This is a genomic window from Rhodohalobacter halophilus, assembly GCF_001715195.1.
Taxonomy (GTDB): Bacteria; Bacteroidota; Rhodothermia; order Balneolales; family Balneolaceae; genus Rhodohalobacter; species Rhodohalobacter halophilus.
This window is the reverse complement of the sequence record NZ_MDWE01000047.1, coordinates 1-14,223: the sequence shown is the minus strand read 5'-3', so window position 1 is coordinate 14,223 and position 14,223 is coordinate 1. Positions and strand designations below refer to the sequence as shown.

Here is a 14,223-nt window from a genome sequence, read left to right as displayed (position 1 = left end):
AAGTGGGTAAATATGTGGATGCCCTCTATAACGAAGTGATTACAGCCGGTACCCACCTGGCACCGTCCATCAAGGTGGCGGAGGCGTCTAAAGTGATTGAGAACTCCCAGCGGGATATCAACATCGCGTTTGTTAATGAGCTCTCGAAGATTTTTAACTTGCTGGAGATCGACACGAAGGATGTGCTGGAGGCGGCCGGAACGAAGTGGAATTTTCTGAATTTTCATCCGGGACTGGTGGGCGGACACTGTATCGGGGTGGACCCATACTACCTGGCACAGAAGGCGCAGGAGGTTGGCTACCATCCGGAAATTATCCTGGCCGGAAGGCGTATCAACGACAGTATGGGCAAACATGTGGCTACGGAGGTGGTGAAGTGTATGATGCGGAAGGATCTGAAGGTCTTGGAGTCGAATGTGTTGATGCTGGGGATTACCTTTAAGGAGAATTGTCCCGATATTCGTAATACACGCGCGATAGATATTTACCGGGAGCTTCAGAGCTACGACATGAATGTGGATGTGTTTGACCCGTGGGCGGACCCGGAAGAGGTGAAGGAGGAGTATGGAATTGAGCTCACCAACGGAAGCGACCTGCCGGACCTGAAAAACTACTCGGCGATCATCCTGGCGGTGGCGCATGAGAAGTTCAGAAACCTGCCGATCCAGAAGTCGGAAGAGTGCGTGGTGTTTGACGTAAAAAGCTTCCTGGATAAAGAGAAGGTGGATAAACGGCTTTGATATCATTTCACCGCGGGGGACGCAAAGGACGCTGAGTATATTTGTTGATGCATTGCGTTCACTGCGTCTTTGCGGTGTGTAAAGGAACCACAAAGGTCACAAGGGGTTTTCACAAAGAGCACGACGATGTGAACTTTGTGCCTGCTTTGAGGTCTTGGTGGTTAATTAGGTCTTCAAGTTGCCTCACAAATCCAATATCTTAGATTTCAGTTTCAAATAAACAATTACTCCATTACAAGATAAATGACAGAAAAAAGAGAAAAAGTATTAGTTACAGGCGCGGCGGGATTCATCCCGTGAAATGATCTCAAATTCTCATGGACTTTTATTATGTCTACATATTGGAAAGCTTGAAGGATGGTAAAATATACCGGTTATACAGAAATTTGAGATCACGATTTGAGCGGCACAATGCAGGTCAGGTAGAATCAACCAAACACAGAAGACCTTTAAAGTTGATTTATTTCGAAGCGTGCCTAACACTGGACGATGCATTGCGGCGAGAAAATACTTGAAAACTCATTACGGTAAAATGTTTCTAAAGAAAAGGCTCAAATCGTATTTCACAGGACAAGTTGACTGATAATAAATTATGAGCAAAATGAATAGAAAAATACTGGTTACAGGCGCGGCGGGATTCATCGGATTTCACCTGACGCAGAAGCTTTTAAAACTTGGGTTTGAGGTGGTTGGACTCGACAATATCAACGACTATTACGATGTGAACCTGAAGTATGATCGTCTTGCGGAGTGCGGGATTTCGCGTGATGGGGCAGAACAGTGGCACAAACCGGTTCAGAGCAGATCACACGACGGCTACCGATTTGTCCGGATGAACCTGGAGGACCGCGAGGAACTGCTCTCCCTGTTTGAGAAAGAGAAATTCGATAAAGTGGTCAACCTGGCTGCGCAGGCGGGGGTTCGCTACAGTATTGAAAATCCCTATTCGTATGTGGACAGCAACCTGGTCGGTTTCATCAACATCCTTGAGGGGTGCAGGCACAACGACGTAAAACACCTGGTCTATGCCAGTTCGTCGAGCGTGTATGGCAACAACACCAAGATGCCGCTGAGTACATCCGACAGCGTGGATCACCCGATCAGCCTCTACGCGGCCACCAAGAAAGCGAATGAGCTGATGGCCCACACCTACAGTCATCTCTACGGAATCCCAACCACCGGACTTCGATTCTTTACCGTTTACGGCCCCTGGGGGCGGCCCGACATGGCGCTCTTCCTCTTTACGGATGCAATCCTGAAGGATGAGCCGATCAAAGTGTTTAACCACGGGAATATGGTTCGGGATTTCACCTACGTGGATGACATCACCGAGGGTGTGTTTAAGGTGATGGAGGATATTCCCAAACCGGTTCAGCACGAAGATGGTAAGCAGGATGTCTCCTACAGCAACACCGCGCCCTACAAGGTGTACAACATCGGGAACTCCTCACCGGTGAAACTGATGGATTTTATCAATGCGATTGAACAGAAGATCGGTAAAGAGGCGAAGAAGAATTTTATGGATATTCAGCCCGGAGACGTTCCTCGGACGGAGGCGGATGTAACGGACCTGGAGGAGAACCTCGGGTATAAACCGGATACCAGGGTGCGGGACGGAATTGATGCGTTTGTGGAGTGGTATCGGGGGTATTACGGGGTTTAATATATGTACAGTGATCTACCCCCTCTAAATCTCCCCCTAAATTAGGGGGAGACTTTAAGTGGGATTCATAAAGATAGCAGTTTTAGAAGCTGCAAGCAGCAGGCTTCAGGGCTTATGAATTTTTAACCACAACGGTCACAATGAAGGCACCGCGGACACAATGATAACTCTGTGCTCCTCTGTGGAATACACTGTGTTCCTCTGCGGTGAAACGTTCTCGCGGAGTTACGCGGAGTATTTCAGTTGGCAGTTAGCAGTTAGCAGTAATTTTTTATTCTAAACAGAAAGATCAAACTGTTTACTGTTTATTGTTCACTGTTCACTGTTTTTAACCACAACGAGCACAACGAAGGCACCACGGACACAGCGTTTTCAGTTAGCAGTGAACAGTGATCAGTAAACAATTTATCAGCTTGGGTTTGGGTTTATAACCATGGTGCCCAGAATGACTACTTTGTGGCCTCTGCGGTGAAACGTTCTCGCGGAGCTGCGCGGATTGGATCGCAGATTTTCGCCGAGGGTTGTTCCTCGTCAGACGAGTTGAAAATGGATACCAGTTTGTTCCTATTGAGCAATACGTTTGCCGCTTCATACTTCGACTTCGCTCAGCACAAGTTTTATACTTTTGCCGTTTGCCGTTTCACTTTTTACCTTAGATCGCTAATCAAATTATGATCAGGATATTTATTTTAAAATATTAAACAGAACAAAATAGCATGTACATAGACCTCATCGCCGGAGCACGACCCAATTTTATGAAGATTGCTCCCATCATCGACGCTATCAAGGAAGAACAGAAGAAGGGAACAGAGATCGATTTTCGGCTGGTGCACACAGGCCAGCACTACGACAAGAATATGAGCGGTTCCTTTTTTGAGCAGCTCGGTATTCCCGCTCCCGATGTGAACCTGGGAGCAGGCGGCGGAACACAGGCCGAACAGACCGCGGCGATTATGACCGGCTACGAGAAGCTGTTGATGGATAAGCCATCGGATCTATGCCTGGTAGTCGGTGATGTGACCTCCACGATGGCGTGCGCAATTACCGCCCAGAAGATGCACATCCCTGTGGCACACGTGGAAGCGGGCATCCGGTCTGGCGACTGGAGTATGCCGGAGGAGATCAACCGCCTGGCTACGGACGCTGTGACCAACTACTTTTTTACAACATCAGAGATTGCAAACGAGAATCTGCGCAAGAGCGGTGTGGAGGATGAACGGATTTTTTATGTGGGCAACACGATGATCGATACGCTGCTGAAGCACCGCCCGAGATTTCGGAAGCCGCCGGTGTGGGATGAGATCGGCCTGAAGGTGAAGGAGTATATGGTGATGACGCTGCATCGTCCGGCCAACGTGGATGAAGAGGAAGCGCTGAAAGGGTTGATGGATGAATTGATCGCCAATACGCGCGATCTGCCGCTGGTGTTTCCGGTCCACCCGCGAACGGCAAAGATGCTGGAAAAACTGGGAATTGGACATGAGCGGCTGCATATGATTGAGCCGCTGGGATACCTGGAGTTTAACTACCTTGTGGAGCGGTCGAAGGCTGTTGTGACCGACTCGGGCGGCATTACCGAAGAGACGACCGTGATGGGAATTCCCTGTATGACATTGCGGGATAACACCGAGCGCCCTGAGACGATTACGGTTGGAACGAATGAACTGCTTGGAACGAATCCCGAGGCGATCAAGCCGGCGATGGATAAGCTCTTTGCGGATGAATGGAAGAAGGGCGGTATCCCCGAGATGTGGGACGGGAAGACGTCGGGGAGGATAGTTGAGAGCCTTATAGGAATTTTGAATGGTGAATAATGGATTGATCCTCGTTGGCCAAATTCCGGTGTGGGGGATTTCAGTGATCAGTAAACAGTGGGCAGTGGGCAGTGGGCAGTGAGCAGTTTGCAGTGAACAGTAGGCAGTGAGTAGTAAGTAGTAAGTAGTGGGTAGTTTGGGATTTGGAAATTGATGCTTGGTATTTATAACCACGTCGGGTATGGCATTATTTCAAAAGAACTCTGTGCTACTCTGTGTTCCTCTGCGGTTAAAATTCTCGCGGAGCTGCGCGGAATGGTTCACGGTGGTTTGTACAACGCGATACACCCCACCCGGCTAAAGCCGTACTCCACTTCCCGAAAGTTCGGGACAGGCTCCGGGGAGATTGATTGTGTGCTACTAATTATATTCATTACCTAATGACCGATAGCCACTCGTCCACGCTGTCAGGAATTCCGCAAAGGATCGGAATACGCTGACAGGAGGCTTTGAACACCCCTCTGTATATCGCTTCGCGTTCAAAAAATAAGCCCCTTGTTAGGGGAGACTCTTGAACTCTGTGCTGCAATTTGATTTGGAAACCGTTCACATTACCGATAAGATTTTGGAATCTTCCGCTTTCAAAATACCTTTTACAAATGAACCGGTTCATCTGAATGAAAAGCCAACCATCATATGTCTGATACAAAATCGATCTCACTGAAACCGTCTCATAAATCGCTTTTTTGGTGGTATCTCCTCGGAGTTTTACTGATCCCTCTCTTTGGTGCCGGTCTCTATTTGATCTGGCGCTTTTACTCTGCTCACAGCTCCATCACATATATTGTAAAAGATAAAACGATTACGTTTTCTGATTCCAAGGTTGAACAGAATGTGGATATTATCAACATAGATCGAGTGGATGTGAAGCAGCGGTGGATTGATCAAAAGTTTGATATCGGTAACCTCTATGTTATAACCGATACAGATTCTGCTTCCATTGAGATGCTTGGAATTGAGCAGCCCCATCGCCTGGCCCAAATGATTGAATCTGCCGCAGAAACTGAGAGAAAACGGATTGCGGAGCTAAAGAAAAAGAAGCCGCAGAAAAAGGAGATCTCGAAACCGGGAAGAGATGACCGAATGGATTACCTGACCGGGCTCTGGCAGCAAGGGTTGATTTCGGAAGAGGATTTTGAGAGAGAGCGAAAGCATTTTGAATAAGGGGGGGATAACGGGGTACGGTATAGGGTGTATGGTTTACGTGTTGATCTCGAGTCCTCGTCAGACGGCTGGAGTCCGTCAGTTCGCGATACCCCGATGCAGTTAATCGGGGAGCAATCCCCCCGTGAGTTCGGGCAGAGTGCAAGCGGTGTCGAGAACTTGATGTGTTAATCATAGGCTCATAGGTTACGTTCAGTCACTAATGCTCCCTCTTCACGCTCTCCGAAGAAGATCGGAGCACAGCAAAGTGACGAATTTTGTTTTGGATTTACGGCGCTTCGTGTATCGAGTGGATTTTTTCTGTGTACAATATCCAGCTTCAAGCCGTAGGACTCCAGAATCTTTAAACCACGACGAACACAACGAAGACACGGCGGACACAACGTTTTTTTAAATGAATTCTATGCTCATCTTTTCTCCGCAAAGTGATACACTGCGTACATTAACACCCCTCTTTTTCTCCCCTTGTTAGGGGAGATTGATTGTGTGCTACTAATTATATTCATTACCTAATGACCGATAGCCACTCGTCCACGCTGTCAGGAATTCCGAAAAGGATCGGAATACGCTGACAGGTGGCTTTGTGAAACTTTGAGTTTTGAGTCTTTATGGTTAGTCAATGTTAGAAATACAGAATTTTAAATGTTGAATTGGTGGCTTAGTAACTGGGACTTTATAGAATTCCCTGTTTGCCATTAACCGTTTCAGTTTTTACTTCTTGTTACCACAACGGGTACCCTTCGACTCTGTTGAGGGCAGGCTTCGAATGGCACCACGGACACAGTCCCGGTTCATTAAAGTGTTTCGCTAAAAATTCCGATAATTGCACTTCAACACTCACAGTAACAAATCATTTGCCATAAACTCCTTATACTGTGAATAGGAGAAACGCTGAACGAACTAACCGATAAAGACGATCGTCATGAATAATTTTAACCGACGGCATTATCTGCTGTTTCCATTTTTACTGTTTTTGATTCAGTGTGAAACGCCGGAAGATCCAAATTTTACCCTCTCACAAAAAATCGATGCTCCCATCATTGCAGAGAGCAACTTTGTGTTTATGGGCGAAAAGAATGCCCTGATTGATACCACGTCTGAAGATCTATCAGGACTCTTTTCAGCAGATGGCGATAATTTTATCACCCTCATAAAAGAGGAGTCGTTCAGCTTTGATGATCTGGACAATGCCATTCCAGAAATCAGTGTCGATCCGACTCAGTTTGAGGCTGAAGTGGGTGAGATCGCCCTTTCCAATTTTTCATCCCAGGATGAGAACGGAAACCTGGGTCAGGCCGGCTTTTCTGATCTTACAGGCGTTGGTGTTACACCGGAGGAAGGAGATCCCATTCCCGGAGCGCAATCTCCTTTTCCGGTAGAAATTGATCTCGATACGGACTTTTTCGAATCGGCTACTATCCGGCAGGGAGCGGTTCAAATTACGTTGAGTAACGAGCTGGGATTTAATATTGATCGGATATCGATTGATCTCCTCAGCAGCGGCAGTACGGTGTCATCGGGAGAGTTTACCGGTTTTGCACACAATACAGATCAGACACTTACCCTTTCCATAGTTGAGGATCCTCAATCTGAACCGGAAGTGGTTCTCTCCAATCTTTCCGTTCAGGTAGAGATTGAGTGGTCTTCACAGACCATGCAGAGTGATGCCGGGAACCTGATTGTTAACAGCGCAGGGGGTGAAAATCTTATCGCATCCGAAGTTGTTGCAGCGATTCCTCAGCAGGAGTTTACCTTAAGCGGCAGCACATCTTTTGATGATTCAGATTTTATGTTTAGCTCTGAGGAGCACTATGTTCAGCTTCAGTCCGGTACACTTGATATTCAGAATATATTGAACGGAATTGATGTCGATATACCTGTTTTGCAACTTTCATTTCCCAATATCCGAAACGAACCTTGGGGAGAATCGGATTCACTGGTGATTACATTTGACGGAAACAACTTCATTGGCAGGGCCAACACGCAGCCGGCTTCACAGTCGATCGATTTAACGGGTATGCGAATTTATGCGCCCGGTAATGATGTTGAATACAGCATCTCTGCAGTTACGGAAGATACACGCCAGAGCGGGTCACCTCTCCGTACAATTCGTGAAACAGATGCGGTTTCAGCTGAAATAGCGATTTCAAATCTTGTATTGCAGGAGGCATTCGGTGTGCCTTTGGCAAGGGAAACAGCGCTCAACAGCGATGACCCTGCCAACGGTGTAATCCTCGATCTGTTGAATGACGTTGAAGCCGAAATTATAGAAATCGATGGGATCCGTGATCTCTCCCAAAAAGTGACCGGCATTGAATTTACAAATGCTTCACTGGATATTCGCTACTCCACCAACACAAATTTACCTGTTCGCGTAGTCGGTGCTTTTCTCGGACGTGATTCGAGCGGCGATACTTTCTATTTGTCAGGTGACCCGGGTACCTCTCATTCTGTTACTGACAACTCCGGGCTCAGTCGTTTAACTGTGAACGGCACTCAAATTGCTGCTGAGAACCTGATTCAGTTTGAGCTGAATCACAGCGGAGATCCTAACGATACGGAAGTGATTACGTTTGACAGGGAGAACACCAATATCAATGAGTTTTTCAGCAAACTCCCAAATGAGATACGGTTTATCGGTCTTGCTTTTATAAATGAGTCTGAAACCGAAGGAGTTGTTCGGAATCCGCTTCTGTTTGAACCCGAATTTCGAGTGAATGTACCCCTTTCGATAAGGACCGACCTGGCATCCTTTGCAGATACAATCTCACAGGATCTCGGAAATTTGCCCGGGCCGGATGATGATGAATCGATTGAAGAGGGGCAACTGTATATACAGTATGGAAATCGCATTCCAATTGGGTTTTCTGTCCAGCTCGAATTTCTGGATGAGAATGACGACCTGCTGATGTCCGTACCGATGCAGGGTGAACCGGCCATTGACATCAACCCGGCCCCGACGAACCCGGGCGGTGCTTCTGATGGAACCCGATCCGGAACGGCTTCACTGAATCTGAATCGTCAACAGCTCGATCTCATCAACCAGACTCGTAATATCAGGATTGCTGCAGATATACTCACGCGGGAAGATGAGGTCAGTATTCGCGGGAACGATGATGTTACGATCAGTATCAGCGGCTCCTTCTCCATTCTAACAACTATTGACTGAGGGCTGAATTATGAAAAAATTTCTATACAGTATCATGCGTAATTCACTGCTGATTCTATTTGGTTGGTTTTTATTGGGAGTGAACCAGAGTGTATTTGCACAATCTGCACACCTGACATCAAAAAATGTATCGCTGGGAAGCGGCGGTGCAGCTTATCAGGATCTCTATCACGCCAACTTTGTTAATCCGGCCAACCTGATGCTTAATCACGATCGCCGGCCAGCCATCACTATTGGGATAGCCGGGGGAATCTATACCGGCGGTGGAGGTGATCTTTTGAATATTTCAACCTATAACCGCTATCTGACTACAGGTCTGACAATTGAGGGTGCCGTAGCAGATGAGATGCTCGACAAGTGGTTTGGGGCTTCAGACAGCAATATAAGGTCTGCCTCATTTGATGCCGGTGTGATACCGATCGGGGCGGTTTACCGCACCCGGAAGTGGTCCGTTAGCTTTGCGCAGAGATCACGGGTGTCGGGGAGAACTTCGTATTCGCGAGGGTTTGCAGATCTTATTTTTCGCGGATTGGACTCCGAATATTTCGATCGGGCACGGGCTGTAAACTCAACTCAGGAACTGTACGGGTGGCATGAAATCTCTGCCGGTTTCGCGATGACTGTATATGAACAGGAGCGATTTTTTGGACTCGGACGAAACCTTAAAATTCATGCAGGAATTGCACCCAAATTGTTGCTTGGAGCCGACTACTTTTCAGGAACGCTGCATTCGGATCTCCGGATTGAAGGTGTTTCGGCTGAATCGGGCGGAGCAATTCAACACAATTTTCAGTACTCCGTTCAGACTATTGGAAGAAGGGCAGAGGAGCTTGAACGATACAACAACGATCGGCGCGCAGGACTTGAACCTAAACTTAATGACTACCTCGATTTCGAGTCAGAAGATATCTCCGGTTTTAAAGGTACATCAGTTGGTGTGGATCTCGGTGTAACAGCAGAGTTGAATCTCCATCAAAATGCATTTGGCAATTTGGGACTCTTTCGGGGAGAGAAAAAGCTGACTGTAGGCCTGGCGGTTACCGATATCGGAGCTCTTTCATTCTCTGATCGTGCCAGAAGTTTTGATGCTGCCGATAACTTTACCTGGAACGGCTTCACTTACGACCAGGAGACAATCGACAATGAATTTGACGGGGATGAGAGTGCTTATTTTGAGTCCGTGCTGACAGACAGTATTGGAAACGATATATACGGTAACTTTGAAACCCGTGAGTCCTCCAAGCATACTGTAGGCCTTCCTGCGATGGTTCGTCTGGGCTCGCATTTACAACTGGGAAAATTTGCTTTTATGGCAGACATTGGAACCGGGATTGTTGATCGGGGAATTAACAGCAGCCGAATACATCTCTCGCTGGGAAGTGAGTATAGATTTTTGAACCGAATACCGCTTCGGGCAGGAATGAGAACCGGCGGGTACAGCAGTACCACCTGGCATGCAGGTACCGGAGTAGAGTTGAAGAACTTTGAATTTACCGTGGGTGCTGCCACGACATCCAATTCAGAAACAAACGGAGCTTCCATTGCAGCGGCATGGAGCGGCATCGTGGTTCATTTCTAATGAGACGTGTACTCGTTTGACGGCTTAAGTTTGTCAGACGAGTATATCAGTTAAAAAGCTAAAGAAGATAGAGGGGCATCAGAAAGGTCTCACCGGACCGAGTCGAAATGCGGTTGTAGATATGTGATGATTGTGAAGTAAACAAAAGCATTGTCTCACCTCATTAAAGTTGTCGTTTAATTATCTATTTACTCTAAAATGTATAACTCCTTCAACGGAGCTTCATATACTTAGCATTACAAGGATCCATCCCTTTACAATCTATTCAAAAAGATGAATTGAAGTCCGGATCAGTGAACCTCACAGAAATATTTGGTCTACATTTAAGAATAATTCACACATCAAAAAAAAATAGTTGAACGGACAGATACTTACAGCGTGTTGAAAATGTTAGAAAAATTTTAAGAAGTTGAAAAGCATGAGAAAAAGTAATACAATATGTAATACTTGATAATAAATCTGATAAAGCCATGAAGTCCGTACGATTACCCAAAGAGATAGAAGAGAAGCTGGACTCCTTATCCACATCATCCAACAAATCACACTCCCAGATCATCCGGGAAGCATTAGTGGAGTATATTGCAAAAGAGGAACAAGCCGTTACTCCCTACGATGCAGGTAAAGATTTATTTGGAAAACGTGGCAGCGGAGAGGCAGATCGTTCCATCAACTATAAATCCAGAATCAAAGAGAAGATCCGTGAGCAAAAGTCTAATTGATACCGGTCCGCTGATTGCACTTTTTGATAACAGTGATCAGTACCATGACAGGGTGATCTCCTTTATGAAAGATTACCGGGGTAAATTGACGACGACCTGGCCTGTGATCACCGAAACCTGCTACATGCTTGACTTTAGCAGAGAGACTCAACTCGATTTTTTGGATTGGATTGTAGCCGGTGGATTGGAGATATATAACATCCATCAGTGGCAGGTTGGCAGAGTTCGTGAATGGTTTGCAACTTACTCTGACCTGCCGGCTGATATGGCAGATTGTACATTGATGGAGGTAGCTGAAACTGAGAAAATACACTCCATCATCACCCTTGATCGTGATTTTTCCATCTATAAGTTAGGGAATGGGCATTATCTGGAGAATCTATTGGCGGGGTGAATTTTGGTCTGCGGTTCATAAAGAAGAAACAGTTAACCGCAGAGTTGCACAGTGTACATCGCAGAGTGCCACAGAGATCACTTAAAAAACTTCGTGCTCCTTAGTGATTTTGTGACTTCGTGGCCATGTTTAAATTTCGCCACAAAGGTTCCAGGCCTCAAAGTTTCACAAAGAACCCCTCAAAATATTCTGTGAGAAGCAATATGCATACCAAACAATCACTTCAACCTTCAAAATTCATCATCCGATATTCTGCGGTTCAAATAGGAAAAAGATTAACCGCAGAGTTGCACAGTGTACATCGCAGAGTGCCACAGAGTTTGATCTAAAAAACGTTGTGTTCACCGTGAAGCCGTTGTGATCGCTGTGGTTCAAAATTAGATACCCTAAAAGGCAAACCGCAAAAGTGAAAAAACACTTCAAAATTTGTAATTCTTCATTTCCCGAATTCTCCCCGAAAAAGTATCGGGACACGCGGGACTGACAGAAGCAATCAGCGTTATTCTGTGGTTCATTTACGAATTATTATATAACCACAGTGTACATCACAGAGTATTTATCATGCCCATCGTGGTAAAAATTCCCAAATCACATATTCAAAGTTCAAACTGACCGGCGGATGAAATGAACTGACGGTCGGTGTAATGCAGTCTGGCGGTATTATTTCTCTTAATTGTAGAAATTACTCTATATCCAGATTCTGCTCGGCGATTTTGGCATTTCTGACAAACCACTTGTGAGTGGCTCTGCGTACTGCACTTCCTTCAAAAATATCGTCAAACTCCTCTTCTGTGATTTCACTCCATTTGCGATCGGGAGGGTAGAGGACCTGATCTCTCGGCTTCAGGTCTTCGTAAGAACCGTATTCAGATTTTTGATTCCATGGACACACATCCTGGCAGATATCACACCCAAACATCCATTCGCCGAGCTGCTCCTTAAACTCCTCGGGCATGGTCTCTTTCATTTCGATTGTGAGGTAGGAGATGCACTTGCTGCCATCTACTTTTTGTGGTTCTACAATAGCATCTGTGGGGCAGGCATCAATACAGCGAGTACAAGTGCCGCAGTGATCGGTCTCGGGTGCGTCGAACACAAAGGGGACATCCAGGATCATCTCACCGATAAAAAACCACGATCCATGAGTTTTATTCATCAGCATGGAGTTTTTACCGATCCAGCCGTTGCCTGCCAGCCGTCCCCAGGCTCGATCCAAAACAGGAGCTGAATCCACAAATATTCTCCCGTTTACATCACCGATAAGATCCTGTGTAAATCGAAACAGATGCTTCAGCCGGTTTTTGAAAAGCTTATGGTAGTCACGTCCCCGCGCATATTTCGAGATTTTTGGGACGGGATGATTTTTATCATACTCCTCATTTTCAGCAAACCGATAGCCGGCAATGACGCTGACAATACTTTTTGCTCCCGAAACCAGTTTTGTTGGATCAACCCGTTTATCGAAGTGGTTCTCCATCCATCCCATGTTACCGTGACTGCCATTTTTGAGCCACTCTTCAAGACGCCGTGCGTCTTCGTCCAGCATTCGGGCTTGTGCAAATCCGCAGCGATCAAACCCAAGCTCCAGTGCTTTTGCCCGGATATGAATGGTATTTTTGAGCGGATCCATGATTATGCGATGTGAGAGATGAGAGTTGAGACGTGAGATGTTTAACCTCACGTCCCGTCTCAAGATGATTGAAATGTGTTACTCTTTGATGTCGATTAGCTCAACTTCAAAGATCAGAACGGAACCCGGCAGGATAATGCTTCTCGGAGGCGGGTTGGTTCCGTACGCGAGCTCAGATGGAATAAAGAATTCATATGTTGCACCTTCGCGCATAAGTTGAAGTCCTTCTGTCCAACCAGGAATTACGCCGTTCAAAGGAAAAGTAGCCGTTTGATTTCTGCTATATGAGCTGTCAAATTCCTCACCGGTGATAAGAGTGCCGCGGTAATGTACTTCAACTTCATCTTCCGCAGAAGGGCGCTCTCCGGTTCCTTCTTCAACAACTCTGTACTGAAGTCCTGATTCGGTTACCTGTACGTCGTTACGTGCGGCGTTCTCTTCAAGAAAAGCTTGCCCTTCAGCTCTTACTGATTCGGCTTGCTCATTACGCTCCATCTCCTGACGCTGCTGGACTTCCATCATGTATCCCTGGATCGTTTGCTGCATGGCCATCATGTCCATTTCCGGATCTGTTTCCGAAAGAGCCTGCTGAAAACCGGCGATGAAATTTTTCATGTCGATGTCGGTCATGCCTTCCTGAGCCATTCCGCTTCCCTGGAGGTATCCGATGCTGTAACTGACGGAGTCAGCCTTACTGCTCAGATCGGGTGTGGGGTTGTAATTTCCGCTGTCGCAGGCAGAAAGAAGAGTGAGGCTCATCAAAGCCGCACTTAAAGTAAATAGTTGAAAAGAGATTTTCATGTAGATTGCGTTCCTTTATTAATTATTGCTGTTATTGAATACGGTTCTCAATATAGGGGAGAATATGGAAAGTATCATGGTTTGAGTTTGTCGAAAGATTGCACCGATCTGGATTGAGAGATTTTGATTTTAGGATAAACAAGATCTATCCAAACTCTATGAGATTTTTTGGTTTTGTGAGTGAGCCTTGCACCGCGGGGAGCCGTGATGAAGCACTTGCGAACGAATATAGTCGAGAAGCTCTCTATTGAGGATTAGTTACCCAAGAGACCCGACAGGTTTCCAAAACCTGTCGGGTCTGGGCTCCAACAAAACATAGTATTTCTATATGGTAAGATGTACAAAGCTCTCGTCAGACGGCTACAGTCCGTCAGACGAATTTTATTGACCTTTTTTTTCCGTGTTATAACAAACTGATCACTGATTACTGTTGCCACTGCTCACTGTAAAAACCGCCTCAATCATTTAAATCACTCCAAACCACTCTCCCTATTCGGCGGGGAATGGGTGTATTCACTACTATCCCCGGGTTCCGCTTCGCTACACCCGA

General features: G+C 46.3%; 11 protein-coding genes. 9 read left to right on the top strand and 2 right to left on the bottom strand.

Annotated features, from left to right (window positions below):
• From BG260_RS12235 to BG260_RS12200, 9 genes are all read left to right on the top strand, one after another.
• On the top strand, window positions 1–740 hold a 740-nt coding region (locus BG260_RS12235), incomplete at its 5' end, for a nucleotide sugar dehydrogenase (protein WP_141691600.1).
• Between the two features lie 317 nt (window positions 741–1,057).
• On the top strand, window positions 1,058–1,255 hold the full coding sequence (locus BG260_RS14555) for a GIY-YIG nuclease family protein (RefSeq protein ID WP_218089772.1): 198 nt from the start codon (window positions 1,058–1,060) through the stop codon (window positions 1,253–1,255).
• An 86-nt stretch (window positions 1,256–1,341) separates the two neighbouring features.
• On the top strand, window positions 1,342–2,403 hold the full coding sequence (locus tag BG260_RS12230; protein WP_069133108.1) for an NAD-dependent epimerase: 1,062 nt from the start codon (window positions 1,342–1,344) through the stop codon (window positions 2,401–2,403).
• A 716-nt stretch (window positions 2,404–3,119) separates the two neighbouring features.
• Window positions 3,120–4,217 (top strand): non-hydrolyzing UDP-N-acetylglucosamine 2-epimerase, encoded by a 1,098-nt coding sequence (gene wecB, locus BG260_RS12225; protein ID WP_069133106.1) that lies wholly within the window; start codon window positions 3,120–3,122, stop codon window positions 4,215–4,217.
• Window positions 4,218–4,853: 636 nt separating this feature from the next.
• Complete coding sequence (locus tag BG260_RS12220) at window positions 4,854–5,381, top strand: YdbT family protein (RefSeq protein ID WP_069133105.1); 528 nt, start codon at window positions 4,854–4,856, stop codon at window positions 5,379–5,381.
• A gap of 922 nt (window positions 5,382–6,303) precedes the next feature.
• Entirely contained in the window at window positions 6,304–8,550 is a 2,247-nt protein-coding gene (locus tag BG260_RS12215) for a hypothetical protein (RefSeq protein ID WP_069133103.1), read from the top strand.
• A 10-nt stretch (window positions 8,551–8,560) separates the two neighbouring features.
• Complete coding sequence (locus BG260_RS12210) at window positions 8,561–10,129, top strand: DUF5723 family protein (protein ID WP_141691599.1); 1,569 nt, start codon at window positions 8,561–8,563, stop codon at window positions 10,127–10,129.
• Window positions 10,130–10,599: 470 nt separating this feature from the next.
• Window positions 10,600–10,848 carry a ribbon-helix-helix domain-containing protein gene (locus tag BG260_RS12205; protein WP_069133099.1) on the top strand — a complete coding sequence of 83 codons (249 nt, stop codon included), beginning with the start codon at window positions 10,600–10,602 and terminating at the stop codon, window positions 10,846–10,848.
• On the top strand, window positions 10,829–11,242 hold the full coding sequence (locus BG260_RS12200; RefSeq protein ID WP_069133097.1) for a type II toxin-antitoxin system VapC family toxin: 414 nt from the start codon (window positions 10,829–10,831) through the stop codon (window positions 11,240–11,242). The genes BG260_RS12205 and BG260_RS12200 overlap by 20 nt, the downstream gene beginning before the upstream one ends.
• Window positions 11,243–11,924: 682 nt before the next feature.
• Here the strand turns inward: BG260_RS12200 and queG are convergent.
• Together queG and BG260_RS12190 are read right to left on the bottom strand one after the other, a co-directional pair.
• Entirely contained in the window at window positions 11,925–12,872 is a 948-nt protein-coding gene (gene queG, locus BG260_RS12195) for a tRNA epoxyqueuosine(34) reductase QueG (RefSeq protein WP_069133095.1), read from the bottom strand.
• Window positions 12,873–12,950: 78 nt separating this feature from the next.
• Window positions 12,951–13,673, bottom strand: a complete 723-nt coding sequence (locus BG260_RS12190) for an FKBP-type peptidyl-prolyl cis-trans isomerase (RefSeq protein WP_069133093.1) — start codon at window positions 13,671–13,673, stop codon at window positions 12,951–12,953.
• Window positions 13,674–14,223: the final 550 nt, after the last annotated feature.